Genomic DNA, 15,686 nt, shown 5'->3' on the forward strand with positions numbered 1-15,686 from the left:
CTCGGTCAGGTAAAAACGGCTGTAGTTTACGCCCCATCGTCGGCAATGCAACCAGGTTAACGATTGCGTAAAAACTAACCATTGCAATGTCCGGCCAAAGCAGTATCATGCTGCGGTTTTTATTGGGTTCCCTCACCCCAACGTATAAAAAGGTTACAACATGATGCAGTTTTCTGATTCGCAGCGCGTTAAAGCGTTGTTCTGGCTTTCGCTTTTTCATTTGCTGGTGATTACCTCCAGCAACTATCTGGTGCAACTCCCGATCTCCATCTTTGGTTTTCATACCACGTGGGGTGCGTTCAGTTTCCCGTTTATTTTTCTCGCCACTGATTTGACCGTGCGTATTTTCGGCGCACCGCTGGCTCGCCGCATTATTTTTGCGGTCATGCTGCCGGCGCTGTTCATTTCGTACGTGATCTCTTCCCTGTTTTATATGGGAAGCTGGCAGGGGTTCGAGGCATTAACACACTTCAACCTCTTTGTCGCCCGTATCGCCTCCGCCAGCTTTATGGCCTACGCGCTGGGGCAGATCCTCGACGTTCACGTGTTTAACCGCCTGCGTCAAAATCATCGCTGGTGGATGGCACCCACGGCGTCCACGCTGTTCGGCAACGTCAGCGACACGCTGGCCTTCTTCTTTATCGCATTCTGGCGTAGCCCGGACGCATTTATGGCCCAGCACTGGATGGAAATCGCCCTTGTGGACTACTGCTTCAAGGTGCTTATCAGCATTGTGTTCTTCCTGCCGATGTACGGCGTCCTGCTAAATATGCTGCTGAAAAGACTCGCAGATAAATCTGAAATCACAGCATTGCAGGCTGGTTAAGGGTTCGCTTTATCAGTTGTGATAAGATGAGCCAATCAGCCGTTATGGCCGTTTATCGAAAGGAAGAAGTTAATGCGCAATCTGGTTAAATATGTCGGGATTGGCCTGCTGGTTGTGGGCCTTGCAGCCTGTGATAACAGCGACACGAAAACGCCTGCTCAGGGCGCGTCTGCAGAGAGCAACGCCACCGGTCATCCGGTGAGTCTGCTGGACGGTAAACTCAGTTTCTCTCTGCCGGCAGATATGACTGACCAGAGCGGCAAGCTGGGTACCCAGGCGAACAATATGCACGTTTACTCCGATGCAACCGGGCAGAAAGCCGTTATTGTGATTGTGGGCGACGACACCAGCGAAGACCTGGCCGTCATGACCAAACGTCTGGAAGATCAGCAGCGCAGCCGCGATCCGCAGCTGCAGGTCGTGACCAATAAATCTATCGAACTGAAAGGCCATACGCTGCAACAGCTGGACAGCATCATTTCAGCAAAAGGCCAGACCGCTTACTCTTCCGTGGTGCTTGGCAAGGTCGATAATAAACTGCTGACCCTGCAGATCACTCTGCCGGCGGAAAATCAGCAGAAAGCGCAGACGGCTGCTGAAAACATCATTAACACCATCGTGATCCAGTAATTCTTCACGATGATGACGTGGCCTCCGGTGCCTGCACCGGGGGCCATTTTTTTAGCCGCCATGTCAGCATCAATGCGATAACCACCAGACCCGCCGCGGCAAGATAGATTACCGGTACCCCTGCCCACGCCATCACCAGCCCCGCCAGCGGCCCGGTAATGCCCAGCGACATGTCCATAAACACCGTGTAGGTCGCCAGCGCCGACCCCTGGTTCTGCTGCGGCACGGCTTTTACCGCGACCACGCCGAGTGCCGGGAAGACCAGCGAAAAGCCAGCGCCGGCGAGGAAAACGCCCATTTTCGCCATCCACGGTGCGGTGGCAATCCCGGTCAACACCAGCCCGACAATCTCTACCGCAAAGCAGATCAACGCCACATTCAGTCCCCCCAGACGGTTGATACCGTTCGGGAAGAGCAAACGCGAGCCGACAAACGCACAGCTAAACAGCGTCAGGGCAAAGGCTGCGCCGTCCCAGCCTTTGGCGTCATAGAAGAGAGTGATGAACGTGGCGATCACGCCGAAGCCGGTGGTTGCCAGCGCCAGCGCCATACCATAAGGCCAGACGCGCCCCAGCACCGCCCTGAACGGCAGTGGCTTGCCTTTGCTGGCCTTCACCTTCGGGCGCGGCAGGGCAAACAGAATCGCGAGCAGCGCGACGACCATAATGGTGATAGCCAGCCCGGATAGCCCGCCATAGGCATAACAGATCACCCCCAGCGGTGCGCCCAGCGCCATTGCGCCGTAAGTGACGATACCGTTCCACGAGATCACCCGGCCAATATGGGACGCACCCACCACACCCACGCCCCACAGCGTCGAACCGGTACCCGCCAGACTTTGTCCGATACCCAGAATCACTCGCCCCAGACAGAGCAGCGCCAGGCTGACCAGCGGCCAGTGGCTGGTGGTGGCGGCCAGCAGGTAGCCCAGACCACTCAGAAAACAGCCGCAGAGCCCCACTATGACGATGCGCTTTGGCCCAAACAGATCCGCATAGCGCCCGGCATGCGGGCGGCTCAGGAGCGTGGCGAAATACTGCAGGCTGATGACCAGCCCCGCCCAGAATGCGCTAAAACCCATGACGTCATGGACATAGCCCGGCAACACCGCCAGCGGCAGGCCAATCGTCAGATAACTGGCGAAGTTAAAAATCACAACGGAAACAATGCGCAGATTGAGGCGCAATCCGCTCAGCGCCGGTTCGGCGGCATGCTCTGGCATGGGGTTTAACCTGAATTTTTACAACAGTGTTTCACTATTACCACGGCAGGATAAGAAAATCAGCACTGACTTTCAGATTATCGGCTCCAGACGAAGCGGCCACCGGGCACTACACTTAACGGGCTATCACATTAAGGAACCCGCATGATACCGAACCAGTCCGACAAAGCAGGACTTCACATCTTATTAAAACTCGCCTGCCTGGTGGTTATCCTCGCAGGTATCCATGCTGCCGCTGACATCATTGTCCAGCTCCTGCTGGCGCTCTTTTTTGCCATTGTGCTTAATCCGCTGGTGACCTGGTTTTTGCGCCGGGGCATCAGCCGTCCGGTGGCCATTACTATCGTGGTCATCGTGATGATGATTGCCCTGACGGCGCTTTTCGGCGTGCTCGCGGCGTCGCTCAGTGAATTCTCCACCATGCTCCCGCAGTACAACAAAGAGCTGACGCGTAAGATCGTTTCGCTTCAGGAGATGATGCCTTTTCTTAACCTGCATATCTCACCCGAGCGGATGTTACGCCGCATGGATTCAGAGAAGGTCATGACCTACGCCACCACCCTGATGACCGGCCTTTCCGGCGCGATGGCCAGCATCCTGCTGCTGGTGATGACGGTGGTGTTTATGCTGTTCGAGGTCCGCCATGTTCCTTATAAGCTGCGCTTTGCGCTGAATAACCCGCAAATTCATATTGCGGGTTTACACCGGGCCCTGAAGGGCGTGTCCAAATATCTGGCCCTGAAAACGCTGTTAAGCGTCTGGACCGGGGTGATTGTCTGGCTGGGACTGATGCTGATGGGCGTGCAGTTCGCGCTGATGTGGGGCGTACTGGCGTTTCTGCTGAATTACGTACCCAACATCGGCGCGGTGCTTTCCGCCGTGCCGCCGATGATTCAGGCGTTTCTGTTCAATGGCTTTTACGAGTGCATGCTGGTGGGGGCGCTGTTCCTGGTCGTGCATATGGTGCTGGGCAATATCCTTGAGCCGCGCATGATGGGCCACCGTCTCGGAATGTCGACGCTGGTGGTGTTCTTGTCGTTGCTGATCTGGGGATGGCTGCTGGGGCCGGTCGGGATGTTACTGTCAGTACCGCTGACCAGCGTGTGTAAGATCTGGATGGAAACCACCAAAGGTGGCAGTAAACTGGCGATCCTGTTGGGTCCCGGGCGACCGAAAAGCCGACTGCCGGGATAACGGGTCCCACAGCGCGTAACTGTGCAACACACCGAAAATTACCGCGACGCTCACCGCGCGGTAATTTTCATTTTCGCTAAGGAGGATTTCGCGTTATTTATCTTGCCATAATAAATGAATCGTCATGCAAATATTTATTTAACGCAAATTACATGGCATATAATTCTCACCCTTTCGTTTCAATGCATTACACCTCCCCTCGCGTAAAACAAATACCCACTTTTATATCGACAAAAATTATCCTCATTAGCGATAATACTCCGCCAAAATATAATTTTTTAAAATTACTGATTTAAATTGTTATTATTGATACGGAGTTGTTGATGAAAAAGATCATTAAATGGTTTGCTGCTGTTGCTGTCGTCGGCGCACTGGTCGGTTGCGCGCGTACCGCCCCAATCGATCAGGTTCACGCTACTGTCAGTACAGGCCACACCGCTGAGCAGGTGAAAACCGCCATTCTGAAAGCAGGCCAGAAGCGCAACTGGATCATGAGCGAAGCAGGCCCGGGCGTAATTAAAGGCCGTCTGCAGGCACGCGACCACTCGGTCGAAATCCGTATTCCTTATTCTGCGACAAGCTATTCAATTAATTACGAAAGCAGTATGAACCTGAAAGCCGCCGACGGTAAAATCCACAAGAACTATAACCGCTGGGTTCATAACCTCGACCACGATATTCAGATGAACCTCTCTGCAGGCGCCGCGCTGTAATATTTTCCTCATGTCGGGCCGACATGGCCCGATAACGTTTTTCTCGGCCTCATAAGGTTACGCACGCATGTACGAAAAGGACACCCTCAACGCGCTGGACGCCATTACCGAAGCGCAACGCATCGCTTTTGCGCCGATGCTGTTTCAGACCGCGCGTTGTCTGCGTAATTCGGGCGTGCTTTCCTGGCTGGATAAAAAAGGGAAAACAGGGGCAAGTCTCGAGGAAATAACCGAAAACAGTACCCTGAGCAGTTATAGCGTAAGCGTATTGCTGGATATGGGATTAAGCGGACGGATCGTTACCTGTAAAGAAGGGCGCTATTTCCTGGCAAAGGTGGGTCATTTCTTATTGCATGACACCATGACCCGCGTGAATATGGATTTCACGCAGGATGTTTGTTACCAGGGATTATTCCATCTGGCCGATGCCCTGCAGGAAGAAAAACCGGCGGGATTATCCGTGTTTGGCAACTGGCCAACTATCTATCCGGCATTATCACAATTACCCGAGCAGGCAAAAGAGAGCTGGTTCGCTTTTGATCATTACTATTCTGATGCCGCTTTCGACGCGGCGCTGCCATATATATTCGCAAGCTCGCCGACAAAATTGTACGATGTGGGCGGAAATACGGGTAAATGGGCGTTACGCTGCTGCCGCTATGACGACAATGTTGCCGTGACGATCCTTGACCTGCCACAGCAGATAACGCTGGCGCAGGAAAACATCGAAAAAGCAGGTTTATCTCATCGCATTGGCTTCCATGCTGTCGATATGCTTAGTCATGCGACATTGCCGGGTGAAGCCGATATCTGGTGGATGAGCCAGTTCCTGGATTGTTTCTCTCCGGACCAGATTGTCGCCATGTTGACTCGCGTTGCACAGGTTATGAAGCCCGGCGCGCGACTGTGCATCATGGAACTGTTCTGGGATGCCCAAAAATTTGAAGCCGCCTCATTCAGCCTGAATGCTACCTCGCTTTATTTCACCTGTATGGCGAACGGCAACAGCCGGTTTTACAGTGTAGAGAAATTTTATCACTATCTGGAGCGGGCCGGTTTCCACGTAGAACAGCGGCTGGACAACCTTGGGGTAGGTCATACCCTATTGATTTGTCAAAAAATTGAACAATAGAGCAGTTGAACTGCCCGGCAGGCTTGCCTGTCTTTTAATGATGGTTTTCCGCGGACGCGCGTAGATGAAATTTTCACTGAACATAATTGACTGGCAGGCAAGAGCGCCAGGCCTGAGCGATGCCGCAGAGTGGCAGGCGTGGTCACGCCAGCACCTTACCCTCGACCCGGCTGCGCCGCTGCCTAAGCTTACCGAACTGCCGATGATGACCGCGCGCCGCCTCAACTCGGGCAGTAAGCTGGCGGTAGACCTCGGACTCACCCTGCTTCGCCGCCACGCGATTGATGCCGTTGTCTATTCCAGCCGTCATGGCGAACTGGAGCGTAATTTCCGCATCCTGCACTCCCTGGCGACCGGTCAGGCCGTCTCGCCGACAGACTTTGCCATGTCCGTGCACAATTCGGCGGTGGGCAACCTGACGATCACTGCGCGACACCCCATCGTCTCGTCTTCTGTTTCTGCCGGGCTGGACACCTTCCAGCAGGCATTATGTGAAGTGTTGAGCCTGCTTCAGGCGGGCTATTCCCGCGTCTTGCTGGTCGATTTTGACGGTGCCCTGCCCGATTTTTATCATCCGGGTTTACCGCCGCAGATGCCCACCTGGCCCTACGCGCTGGCCCTGGTGATTGAAGCCGGGAGCACACTGCAGTGCGAAACCCGCAGCGGCAGCACGGGTGAAGAACCTCCCCTGCCGCAGAGCCTGATGTTCCTGCAACGGTACCTCCGCGATGAACGGCAGTTTGTGGTTTCAGGCGAACGTCTGCTGTGGCAATGGACACGCGAATGAGCCGCCTGACTGCCCGTATCAACTGGTTATGGCGTCTGATGATGACCGGCTTCTGCTTCGTGCTGTTTGGCACGGGCGGGTTGCTGCTGTCGCTGGTGTGGTTCAATCTGCTGTTGCTGGTTCAGCGCGACCGCGCCAGACGCCGTCGCCTGGCGCGTCGCAGTATCGCGGCCAGCTTCCGCTTTTTCTTACATGTCGCCCGTGGCACCGGGGTACTGGACTATCGCATTCACAATCTTGACGCCCTTCGCGGGGATCGCGGTTGTCTGGTGGTGGCCAATCACCCGACGCTGATTGATTACGTGATCCTGGCGTCCGTCATGCCCGAAACCGACTGTCTGGTGAAAAGTGCGTTGCTCCGCAACCCCTTTGTCAGCGGCGTCATTCGCGCAGCGGATTACCTGATTAACAGCGAAGCGGAAACGCTCCTCAGTGCAAGCCAGCAGCGTCTGGCCCAGGGCGACACGCTGTTAATTTTCCCGGAAGGCACACGAACCCGGTCGGGAGAGGCAATCTCCCTCCAGCGCGGCGCGGCAAATATTGCCGTGCGCTGCCACAGCGACCTGCGCATCGTGGTGATCCACTGCAGCGAACCTCTGCTGGATAAAAAAAGTCACTGGTACGACGTACCGCCCGTAAAACCTGTTTTCACCGTAGATGTTCGCGATCGCGTGAATATCGACGCTTTTTACGATGCAAAGACACAAGAACCGGCACTGGCGGCAAGGCAGTTAAACCGGCATCTGCAGCATCGATTAACATCAGGCCTTCAATCTTTGTCAGGAATTAATGATGCAAGCGCTTCATCTTGAAATTAAAAATCTCATCATCACCACGCTGAATCTGGACGAGCTTACCGCCGAGGATATCGATACCGATGCTGCGCTGTTTGGTGATGGACTGGGTCTCGACTCTATCGACGCCCTCGAACTTGGCCTGGCCGTGAAAAACCAGTATGGCGTGGTGCTGTCTGCCGAAAGCGAAGAGATGCGTCAGCACTTCTTTTCCGTCGCCACGCTGGCTTCTTTTATCAACGCTCAACGCGCCTGAGATGTGATCCGTTATGACTGAACAAGAAACCATTTATCAGGAAGTCTGCGAACTCCTGGCTACGCTGTTTGAACTCGACCCACAGGAAATCACGCCTGAGGCTCGCCTGTACGAAGATCTGGATCTGGACAGTATCGATGCAGTGGACATGATTGTTCACCTGCAGAAGAAAACGGGGACGAAAATCAAACCGGAAACCTTCAAATCTGTCCGTACCGTGCAGGATGTGGTTGACGCTGTCGCTCAGCTTTTGCGCGACGAGTAAACCACCGTGCCTGGAGGACGAGCGTTTCCGGCGATCCCACTCCTGACGGGAGTCGTGTTGCTGGCGTGGCCATTCCTGATTGGATTGGGGCTGACGCACAACGGTCTGCACTGGCTGTTGCCGTTGATGGCCCTGGTGCTGGTGCTGCGTCTGCATCAGGCGCGGCGAAACGCAGGCCCGATGCGGTATGTGGTGCAGTGTATTGCGCTGGCAGGCCTGGCGCTCTGCGCGGCGAGCTATCTGCTGAAAGCGCACCAGTGGCTGCTGCTCTATCCGGTGGTGGTTAATCTCGTGATGCTGGCCGTGTTTGGCGGCTCACTGTGGACAACCATGCCGCTGGTTGAACGGCTGGCACGTCTGCGTGAACCGAATTTGCCTCCGGCGGGTGTGCGATATACCCGTAAGGTGACGCTGGTGTGGTGCGGGTTTTTCCTCGGTAACGGTGCGATAGCCCTGTTTACCGTGCTACACGGCGATATGCATGTCTGGACAGTGTGGAACGGTATGGTGGCTTATTTTCTGATGGGCACGCTGATGGCGACAGAGTGGCTGGTGCGTCAACGGGTGATGAAAAAAGAGAAGCTCGATGAATAAACCCCTCCCGCTGGGCCAGTGGTTAAATGCTCCACGCCCTGACGACACGCCGATCGCCTGGCTTGACGATCGCACCTGGACGCTGGGTGAGTTGCGCCACGATGTCACCTTGCTGGTAGAAGCATTGCGACAGCAGGAGGGTGAACGCTGGGCGCTGTGCTTTGAAAACAGCTACCTGTTTATTGTTGCGCTGCTGGCCTCACTGCATGCCGGTAAAACCCCGGTCATTCCAGGCCATAGCCGGGTCTCTCTGCTCGACGAACAGCGGTCGCTGTTTAGCGGTGTCCTGAGCGATCAGACGCTGGATATTCAGGGAAAGGTCATTGTGGTGACCTCCTCCCCTCAGACCGCGCGCCAATGGGCACCGTTGCCCGTCATTGACGACGCGCGCTTTGTTGAGCTTTTTACATCGGGCTCCACGGGCACCCCACGCCGGGTCATTAAGCACATCGCCAGCCTGGACCGTGAAGCATGCCTGCTGGCGAACCGTTTTGGCGAACGCCTGGCGGGCTGCAGCATTGTGGCCTCGGTCGTGCCACAACATCTCTATGGCCTGACGTTCCGCATCATGTTGCCAATGGCGATGGGGCTTCCGCTGCACGCCGCCATGCTCTATTACGCTGAGCAACTGGCGGCACTCCCTCACGACAGGCACTACCTTTTTATCAGCAGTCCGGCATTCCTGAAACGGCTGGATACCGAGCTGACTGCCCCTCCTGTCGTGATGCTGATCTCCGCCGGGGGAATGCTGCCCTGGTGCGATGTCACGGAGTCCCATGGCTGGCTTAACGTCTGGCCGGATGAAATCTACGGCAGCACCGAAACCGGGATCCTCGCCTGGCGGCACCGTCAGGCGGACAGCGTACCCTGGTTCGCCTTCCCCGGCGTGGTGTTCCAGAGTGAAGGGGAAATCTGCCGCGTGACCTCCCCGCTCATTCACGAAGCCGCAGGGTTACAGCTGGACGATATCCTGCACTTCGACAGTAACGGTTTTTTTAGCATTGCCGGACGTCGTGGTCGGGTGGTCAAAATCGAAGAAAAGCGTATCTCACTGAACGAGATTGAATGTCGCCTGCTGGAGCTTGAGGGCATATGTGAAGCCGCAGCATTACCGGTTACCCGCGGAGGTCGTCAGGGTATAGGTGTCCTGCTGGTTCTGGATGAGAAGACCCGTCAGCGCTGGCATCAGCAGGGCAAAAAAACGCAGGAACTGGCCTGGCGCCGCGCCCTGCGGCCCTGGCTTGAGCCGGTCGCCGTCCCCCGCTACTGGCGCATTATCGATGAGATGCCGGTAAACAGTATGAACAAGCGTGTCTATGCGCAGTTACAGGAGTTGTTTCATGAAAATTCATGAAATCGAACGCCACCAGGCACAGCCGCAGCACCTGGAAATCGTTTTGCATCTTGACCCCTCCCTGTTCTGGTTCCAGGGGCATTTTGCCGTACAGCCGTTGCTGCCAGGCGTGGCACAGATTGACTGGGTCATGCACTACGCCACCACGCTGCTGGCACCGGGTTACCGTTTTCACAGCATCCAAAATGTGAAATTCCAGGCCCCTCTGCTACCGGATACCACGGTCACGCTGGTCCTTAACTGGCATGCCGAACGTCAGATACTGACCTTCAGCTACCAGCGCCATGCCGGTGACAATCGCCATACTGCCAGCAGCGGGAAGATTCGCCTGTGTCAGTAACCTTCCGCCCCTGCGTGCTGATCCCGTGCTACAACCATGGCGCGATGATGGCAAAGGTACTGTCGCGGCTGGCGCCGTTCGGCTTGCCCTGCCTGGTGGTCGATGACGGAAGTGACGAGCAGACGCGCCGCATTCTGGAGCATCTGGCCGCCGGGCAGCCCCAGGTTACGCTGGTACGTCTGGCGCAAAACGCAGGTAAAGGTGCCGCGGTCATTAAGGGGCTGGAAGAGTCGGCCCGCGCGGGCTATACCCACGCCGTACAGGTGGATGCCGACGGCCAGCATGCTATTGAGGATATCCCCAAAATGCTGGCTCTGGCTGAGCGTCACCCGGAGGCGCTGATATCTGGCCAGCCCATTTACGATGATTCCATTCCGCGCTCCCGCCTCTACGGTCGCTGGATAACGCACGTCTGGGTATGGATTGAAACCCTGTCCCTGCAACTTAAAGACAGCATGTGCGGTTTTCGGGTCTACCCGGTCTCGCCCACGCTGCAGCTGGCCGCACGCGTGCCGCTTGGTAAACGTATGGACTTTGACACCGAAGTGATGGTCCGTCTCTACTGGCAGGGCAATACCAGCTATTTTCTGCCGACCCGCGTTACCTATCCGCCGGACGGGTTATCCCATTTCGACGCGCTCAAAGACAACGTGCGGATCTCACTGATGCACACCCGGCTGTTCTTCGGCATGCTGCCCCGCATTCCCGCCCTGCTGCTTCGTCGTCGCCGCCAGCACTGGGCGCAGCAGGACGAGGTGAAGGGCCTGTGGGGAATGCGCCTGATGCTGCGCGTCTGGCAGCTGTTTGGCCGCCGGGCCTTTACCGTGCTGCTGTGGCCGGTTATCGGGGTGTACTGGCTTACGGCCCAACAGGCGCGACAGGCTTCGCAGCAGTGGACAGCACGAGTGAAGCAGGTGCTGACGCAGCGGAACATGCCTGTTCCGCCACGCCTTAACAGCTTTTTCCATTTTATGCGCTTCGGCAACGCCATGCTGGATAAAGTCGCCAGCTGGCGCGGCGAACTGAAGTTTCATCGTGACGTGGTCTTTGCTCCCGGTGCGTATGACGTGCTGGATGCTGACGCATCGCAAGGCAAACTGCTGCTCGCATCGCATCTTGGCGATGTGGAAGCCTGCCGGGCACTGGCTCAGCTGGAAGGCAGCAAAGTCATCAACGCGCTGGTCTTTAGCGATAACGCGCAGCGCTTTAAACAGATCATGACCGAGATGGCACCCCAGGCGGGGGTTAACCTGATGCCCGTGACGGACATTGGGCCAGATACCGCCATCGCCATCAAAGAGAAGCTTGAGCGCGGTGAATGGGTCGCCATTGTGGGCGATCGCATAGCGGTCACGCCACAGCGCGGCGGCGACTGGCGGGTGATCTGGAGTTCGTTTATGGGACAGCCCGCCCCATTCCCGCAAGGGCCGTTTATTCTCGCCTCCATTCTGCGCTGCCCGGTGGTGCTGATTTACGCCCTGCGTCAGCAGGGTGCGCTCACGATACACTGCGAGCCGTTTGCCGACCCGCTGCTTCTGCCACGCGGGGAGCGCCAGCAGGCGCTGCAACAGGCCGTCGATCGCTATGCACAGCGGCTTGAGTATTACGCCTTAATGTCACCGCTCGACTGGTTTAATTTTTTCGATTTCTGGCACCTGCCGGATGCCAAAGAGAAGGAGTAAAGGGTGCTGACCGATCCCCGCTTTACGACCGAAGTAGAAATCACCGTTCCGTTCCACGATGTCGATATGATGGGCGTGGTCTGGCACGGCAACTATTTTCGCTACTTTGAGATTGCCCGCGAGGCGCTGCTCAACCAGTTTAACTACGGCTATCGCCAGATGAAGGCGTCAGGCTATGTCTGGCCGGTAGTCGATACCCGGGTGAAATACCGCGATGCGGTGACCTTTGAGCAGCGCATCCGTGTGCGCGCGCACATCGAAGAGTATGAAAACCGTCTGCGCATCGCCTATCAAATTTTCGACGCGCAAACCGGTAAACGCACCACCACAGGCTATACCATCCAGGTGGCCGTCAAAGAAGCCAGCCGTGAAATGTGCTTTGTCAGCCCGGCTATATTGTTTGAACGAATGGGAGTTACGCCATGAAATGGTTGCCTGTGCTGGCACTGATGATCAGCCCGCTGGTGAGCGCCGTGACGCTGGATGAGCTGCAGCAGCGGTTTACCGGGCAACCTGTCGTGCGCGCGCATTTCGAACAGGTCCGGACGATTAAGGATCTGCCGCAGCCGCTGCGCTCGCAGGGCGAAATGTTGATCGCACGCGACAGCGGCCTGCTGTGGGATCAAAAAGCGCCTTTCCCCATGACGTTGTTGCTGGATGATAAACGGATGATCCAGACGATCAACGGCCAGCCTCCGCAGACCATTACCGCCGACAATAATCCGCAGATGTTCCAGTTCAACCACCTGCTGCGGGCGCTGTTCCAGGCCGACCGCAAGGTGCTGGAAGAGAACTTCCGCATCGATTTTCGCGATCTCGGCGAAGGCCGCTGGTCGCTGGTGCTGACCCCCACAACGACACCGCTGGACAAAATTTTCGCCACCCTCGATCTGGGCGGCGCGACCTACCTTGAGACGATTCGCCTCAACGATAAGCAGGGCGATCGTACCGATATCGTCCTTTCCCGCCACACACTGACGCCCGCCAGCCTGACCGATGACGAACGCCAACGCTTTGCCGCACCGTAAATCCCTGCGCCCGGCGCTGCTGTGGGCGACGGTATGCCTGATTCTGTTGGGCGTGTTGCTGTCCCTGCTGCCCGGCGCGCGCCTGAACAGCAGCGTACTGGCTATGCTGCCGAAGCAGACGCTCGGGGCAATCCCGCCGGCACTCAACGACGCATTTATGCAGCGTCTTGACCGCCAGCTTGTCTGGCTGGTCAGTCCCGGTAAAGAACCCGATCCGAGGGTGGCGCAGCAGTGGCTGGATCTGTTGAAAAACAGCCATTCGCTCAGGGAGGTTAAAGGCCCGATGGACGCCGCCGGGCAAAAAGCCTGGGGCGAGTTCTTCTGGCAGCATCGCAACGGCCTGATTGATTCGGCCACCCGGGCCCGCCTGCAAAACGGCGGTGAGGCGCAGGCGCAGTGGATTTTATCCCAGCTCTACTCGGCCTTTTCCGGCGTGAGTGGCAAAGAGTTGCAAAACGATCCCCTGATGCTGATGCGCGGCTCGCAGCTGGCGCTGGCGCAAAACAGCCAGAAGCTACGGCTGATGGACGGCTGGCTGGTCACCCAGGATGCCAGTGGAAATTACTGGTATATGCTGCACGGTGAGCTGGCGGGCTCATCGTTTGATATGCAGCAAACCCATCAGCTGGTAACCACCCTTACTGCCCTGCAGGAGACGCTGAAAACACGCTTTCCGCAGGCGCAGCTGCTCTCACGCGGTACCGTGTTTTACAGTGATTACGCCAGCCAGCAGGCAAAACGGGACATCTCCACGCTGGGCATCGTCACGATCCTTGGGGTTATCCTGCTCATCCTGGCAGTGTTTCGTTCCCTGAAACCCCTGCTGCTGTGTCTGATTTCCATTGCCACAGGTGCGCTGGCGGGTACGGTGGTGACGCTGCTGCTGTTTGGCGAACTGCATCTGATGACGCTGGTGATGAGCATGAGCATCATCGGAATTTCAGCGGATTACACGCTCTATTACCTCACCGAACGCATGGTGCACGGCGCAGAACATTCCCCGTGGCAAAGCCTGGCCAAAGTACGTAATGCGCTGCTGCTGGCGCTGCTGACGACCGTTGCCGCCTACCTGATTATGATGCTGGCCCCCTTCCCCGGGATCCGCCAGATGGCAGTGTTTGCCGCGGTGGGGCTGAGCGCCTCCTGCCTGACGGTGATTTTCTGGCATCCCTGGCTGTGTCGTGGTTTGCCGGTGCGGCCGGTTCCGTTTATGGTCCTGATGTTGCGCTGGCTGGCCGCCTGGCGACGCAATAAAAAACTCTCTGTGGGCCTGCCTGTGGTACTGGCGCTGGTCTCGGCTGCCGGGCTTGCCACCCTGAAGGTCAACGACGATATCGCCCAGCTACAGGCGCTGCCCAAAGACATTCTGGCGCAGGAGAAAACCATTACCGCCCTGACCGGGCAAGGTGTCGATCAGAAATGGTTTGTGGTGTATGGCGCATCGCCGCAGCAAACGCTGGAACGGCTGGAAGCCTTTACCCCGGCGTTAGCCCAGGCCCAAAAAGCGGGGGATATTACCCGCTGGCGGACCCTGCCCTTAAATTCGCTGGCGCGCCAGAAAAGCGATCTGCTGCTGTTGCAGCAGGCCGCGCCGGCCATAACGAACGCGCTGCGAAACGCGGGACTGAGCACCGTCACACCGAATCTGAATGCCATGCCCGTGAGCGTGGAGGCGTGGCTCGCCAGCCCGGCCAGCGAAGGCTGGCGTCTGCTGTGGCAGACCCTGCCTGACGGCGAAAGCGGTGTGTTAGTGCCGGTGGACAACGCCCGGAACAGCGCCGCACTCAGCGAAGTAGCCGCCCGTCATGCGGGCGTCGTCTGGGTCGATCGCAAGGCCAGTTTTGACAGCCTGTTTGAGCTCTACCGCACGCTGTTAACGGGACTCTTGTTTGTCGCGCTGGCGGTGATTGCCTGCGGGGCGATGGTACGCCTCGGCTGGCGAAAAGGGCTTATCAGTCTGGTCCCGTCCGTGCTGTCGCTCAGCTGCGGGCTGGCCGCGCTGGCCGTCACGGGGCATCCGGTAAATCTGTTTTCACTGCTGGCGCTGGTCCTGGTGCTCGGCATTGGCATTAACTACACGCTGTTTTTCGGCAACCCGCGCGGTACGCCGCTGACGTCGATGCTGGCCATCACGCTGGCGATGATGACCACGCTGCTGACGTTAGGCATGCTCGTGTTCAGCGCCACGCAGGCCATCAGCAGCTTCGGTATTGTGCTGGTGAGCGGCATTTTTACCGCCTTCCTGCTGGCGCCACTGGCGATGCCTGTTAAGAAAGAGAGAAAACGAAAATGAATGCTTTTTACCGCGCAGCCGCGCTGGTGGCGACGCTGTTGCTGGCAGGCTGTAGCCATTCGACCGATACTGAAGGGACACGTCCGCAGGCCTGGCTTCAGCCGGGAACCCGAGTGACGCTGCCACCGCCCGGTATTACCCCGGCGGTCAGTTCGCAGCAGCTGCTGACCGGAACCTTCAACGGACAAACGCAGTCTCTGCTGGTCATGCTCAACGCGGATGATCACAAAGTGACGCTTGCCGGGCTCTCTTCCGTCGGTATCCGTCTGTTCCTGGCGACTTACGACGACACCGGGATCCACACCGAACAGTCGATCGTTGTGCCGCAGCTGCCTCCCGCCAGCCAGGTACTGGCCGATGTGATGCTCAGCCACTGGCCACTCAGCGCCTGGCAGCCACAACTGCCGAAGGGCTGGACGCTTAAAGACAAGGGCGATCGGCGCGAGCTACGCAATGCCAGCGGCAAGCTGGTCACTGACATTGTCTACCTGCAACGCAAAGGCAAGCGCGTGCCAATCAGCATCGAGCAACACGTCTTTAACTACCACATCACCATTCAATATCTGGGTGACTGAG

General features: G+C 57.2%; 18 protein-coding genes. 17 read left to right on the forward strand and 1 reads right to left on the reverse strand.

Annotated elements, in window-relative coordinates; translation table 11 throughout:
* The first annotated feature begins 160 nt into the window (after positions 1 to 160).
* The gene (locus AC2FAP_RS19015) at positions 161 to 826 is read left to right on the forward strand and encodes a 7-cyano-7-deazaguanine/7-aminomethyl-7-deazaguanine transporter (RefSeq protein WP_020884536.1); all 666 of its coding nucleotides are present in this window, start codon (positions 161 to 163) and stop codon (positions 824 to 826) included.
* Positions 827 to 898: 72 nt separating this feature from the next.
* Positions 899 to 1,456 carry a DcrB family lipoprotein gene (locus tag AC2FAP_RS19020; RefSeq protein WP_449541964.1) on the forward strand — a complete coding sequence of 186 codons (558 nt, stop codon included), beginning with the start codon at positions 899 to 901 and terminating at the stop codon, positions 1,454 to 1,456.
* Positions 1,457 to 1,460: 4 nt separating this feature from the next.
* Here the strand turns inward: AC2FAP_RS19020 and AC2FAP_RS19025 are convergent, their stop codons facing one another.
* Entirely contained in the window at positions 1,461 to 2,678 is a 1,218-nt protein-coding gene (locus AC2FAP_RS19025) for an MFS transporter (RefSeq protein WP_449541965.1), read from the reverse strand.
* Between the two features lie 144 nt (positions 2,679 to 2,822).
* Here AC2FAP_RS19025 and AC2FAP_RS19030 point away from each other — a divergent pair, with 144 nt between their 5' ends.
* The 15 genes from AC2FAP_RS19030 (at position 2,823) to AC2FAP_RS19100 (ending at position 15,685) form a co-directional block, all read left to right on the forward strand.
* On the forward strand, positions 2,823 to 3,872 hold the full coding sequence (locus tag AC2FAP_RS19030) for an AI-2E family transporter (protein WP_014172027.1): 1,050 nt from the start codon (positions 2,823 to 2,825) through the stop codon (positions 3,870 to 3,872).
* A gap of 323 nt (positions 3,873 to 4,195) precedes the next feature.
* Positions 4,196 to 4,585 (forward strand): hypothetical protein, encoded by a 390-nt coding sequence (locus AC2FAP_RS19035; RefSeq protein WP_151712567.1) that lies wholly within the window; start codon positions 4,196 to 4,198, stop codon positions 4,583 to 4,585.
* Positions 4,586 to 4,652: 67 nt separating this feature from the next.
* Entirely contained in the window at positions 4,653 to 5,717 is a 1,065-nt protein-coding gene (locus tag AC2FAP_RS19040) for a methyltransferase (protein WP_078774766.1), read from the forward strand.
* Positions 5,718 to 5,781: 64 nt separating this feature from the next.
* Positions 5,782 to 6,504, forward strand: a complete 723-nt coding sequence (locus AC2FAP_RS19045; protein WP_040018231.1) for a beta-ketoacyl synthase chain length factor — start codon at positions 5,782 to 5,784, stop codon at positions 6,502 to 6,504.
* Entirely contained in the window at positions 6,501 to 7,316 is an 816-nt protein-coding gene (locus AC2FAP_RS19050; RefSeq protein ID WP_025202835.1) for a lysophospholipid acyltransferase family protein, read from the forward strand. Before AC2FAP_RS19045 ends, AC2FAP_RS19050 begins: the two co-directional genes overlap by 4 nt.
* The gene (locus AC2FAP_RS19055) at positions 7,297 to 7,554 is read left to right on the forward strand and encodes a phosphopantetheine-binding protein (protein WP_020884530.1); all 258 of its coding nucleotides are present in this window, start codon (positions 7,297 to 7,299) and stop codon (positions 7,552 to 7,554) included. Before AC2FAP_RS19050 ends, AC2FAP_RS19055 begins: the two co-directional genes overlap by 20 nt.
* Positions 7,555 to 7,567: 13 nt before the next feature.
* Positions 7,568 to 7,819, forward strand: coding sequence for an acyl carrier protein (locus AC2FAP_RS19060; RefSeq protein ID WP_014172033.1), 252 nt, complete (start codon positions 7,568 to 7,570; stop codon positions 7,817 to 7,819).
* A 6-nt stretch (positions 7,820 to 7,825) separates the two neighbouring features.
* Entirely contained in the window at positions 7,826 to 8,413 is a 588-nt protein-coding gene (locus tag AC2FAP_RS19065) for a COG4648 family protein (RefSeq protein WP_014172034.1), read from the forward strand.
* Entirely contained in the window at positions 8,406 to 9,767 is a 1,362-nt protein-coding gene (locus AC2FAP_RS19070; RefSeq protein WP_449541966.1) for a class I adenylate-forming enzyme family protein, read from the forward strand. The genes AC2FAP_RS19065 and AC2FAP_RS19070 overlap by 8 nt, the downstream gene beginning before the upstream one ends.
* Positions 9,754 to 10,107 (forward strand): ApeI family dehydratase, encoded by a 354-nt coding sequence (locus tag AC2FAP_RS19075; RefSeq protein ID WP_050737707.1) that lies wholly within the window; start codon positions 9,754 to 9,756, stop codon positions 10,105 to 10,107. Before AC2FAP_RS19070 ends, AC2FAP_RS19075 begins: the two co-directional genes overlap by 14 nt.
* Entirely contained in the window at positions 10,098 to 11,789 is a 1,692-nt protein-coding gene (locus AC2FAP_RS19080; RefSeq protein WP_449541967.1) for a glycosyltransferase family 2 protein, read from the forward strand. Before AC2FAP_RS19075 ends, AC2FAP_RS19080 begins: the two co-directional genes overlap by 10 nt.
* Positions 11,790 to 11,792: 3 nt before the next feature.
* Positions 11,793 to 12,215 (forward strand): acyl-CoA thioesterase, encoded by a 423-nt coding sequence (locus AC2FAP_RS19085; RefSeq protein ID WP_449541968.1) that lies wholly within the window; start codon positions 11,793 to 11,795, stop codon positions 12,213 to 12,215.
* Positions 12,212 to 12,817, forward strand: coding sequence for an outer membrane lipoprotein carrier protein LolA (locus tag AC2FAP_RS19090; RefSeq protein ID WP_032679154.1), 606 nt, complete (start codon positions 12,212 to 12,214; stop codon positions 12,815 to 12,817). Before AC2FAP_RS19085 ends, AC2FAP_RS19090 begins: the two co-directional genes overlap by 4 nt.
* On the forward strand, positions 12,786 to 15,110 hold the full coding sequence (locus AC2FAP_RS19095; RefSeq protein ID WP_449541969.1) for an MMPL family transporter: 2,325 nt from the start codon (positions 12,786 to 12,788) through the stop codon (positions 15,108 to 15,110). The genes AC2FAP_RS19090 and AC2FAP_RS19095 overlap by 32 nt, the downstream gene beginning before the upstream one ends.
* The gene (locus AC2FAP_RS19100; protein ID WP_014172042.1) at positions 15,107 to 15,685 is read left to right on the forward strand and encodes a DUF3261 domain-containing protein; all 579 of its coding nucleotides are present in this window, start codon (positions 15,107 to 15,109) and stop codon (positions 15,683 to 15,685) included. The genes AC2FAP_RS19095 and AC2FAP_RS19100 overlap by 4 nt, the downstream gene beginning before the upstream one ends.
* Position 15,686 lies beyond the last annotated feature (1 nt).

This window comes from Enterobacter cloacae complex sp. 394I7 (genome assembly GCF_057320345.1).

Bases quoted from the DNA above. Each gene is read 5' to 3' on its own strand.
- AC2FAP_RS19015 (WP_020884536.1), top strand. From the start codon at position 161: ATGATGCAGTTTTCTGATTCGCAGCGCGTTAAAGCGTTGTTCTGGCTT.
- AC2FAP_RS19020 (WP_449541964.1), top strand. From the start codon at position 899: ATGCGCAATCTGGTTAAATATGTCGGGATTGGCCTGCTGGTTGTGGGC.
- AC2FAP_RS19025 (WP_449541965.1), bottom strand. From the start codon at position 2,678: ATGCCAGAGCATGCCGCCGAACCGGCGCTGAGCGGATTGCGCCTCAAT.
- AC2FAP_RS19030 (WP_014172027.1), top strand. From the start codon at position 2,823: ATGATACCGAACCAGTCCGACAAAGCAGGACTTCACATCTTATTAAAA.
- AC2FAP_RS19035 (WP_151712567.1), top strand. From the start codon at position 4,196: ATGAAAAAGATCATTAAATGGTTTGCTGCTGTTGCTGTCGTCGGCGCA.
- AC2FAP_RS19040 (WP_078774766.1), top strand. From the start codon at position 4,653: ATGTACGAAAAGGACACCCTCAACGCGCTGGACGCCATTACCGAAGCG.
- AC2FAP_RS19045 (WP_040018231.1), top strand. From the start codon at position 5,782: ATGAAATTTTCACTGAACATAATTGACTGGCAGGCAAGAGCGCCAGGC.
- AC2FAP_RS19050 (WP_025202835.1), top strand. From the start codon at position 6,501: ATGAGCCGCCTGACTGCCCGTATCAACTGGTTATGGCGTCTGATGATG.
- AC2FAP_RS19055 (WP_020884530.1), top strand. From the start codon at position 7,297: ATGCAAGCGCTTCATCTTGAAATTAAAAATCTCATCATCACCACGCTG.
- AC2FAP_RS19060 (WP_014172033.1), top strand. From the start codon at position 7,568: ATGACTGAACAAGAAACCATTTATCAGGAAGTCTGCGAACTCCTGGCT.
- AC2FAP_RS19070 (WP_449541966.1), top strand. From the start codon at position 8,406: ATGAATAAACCCCTCCCGCTGGGCCAGTGGTTAAATGCTCCACGCCCT.
- AC2FAP_RS19075 (WP_050737707.1), top strand. From the start codon at position 9,754: ATGAAAATTCATGAAATCGAACGCCACCAGGCACAGCCGCAGCACCTG.
- AC2FAP_RS19090 (WP_032679154.1), top strand. From the start codon at position 12,212: ATGAAATGGTTGCCTGTGCTGGCACTGATGATCAGCCCGCTGGTGAGC.
- AC2FAP_RS19095 (WP_449541969.1), top strand. From the start codon at position 12,786: ATGACGAACGCCAACGCTTTGCCGCACCGTAAATCCCTGCGCCCGGCG.
- AC2FAP_RS19100 (WP_014172042.1), top strand. From the start codon at position 15,107: ATGAATGCTTTTTACCGCGCAGCCGCGCTGGTGGCGACGCTGTTGCTG.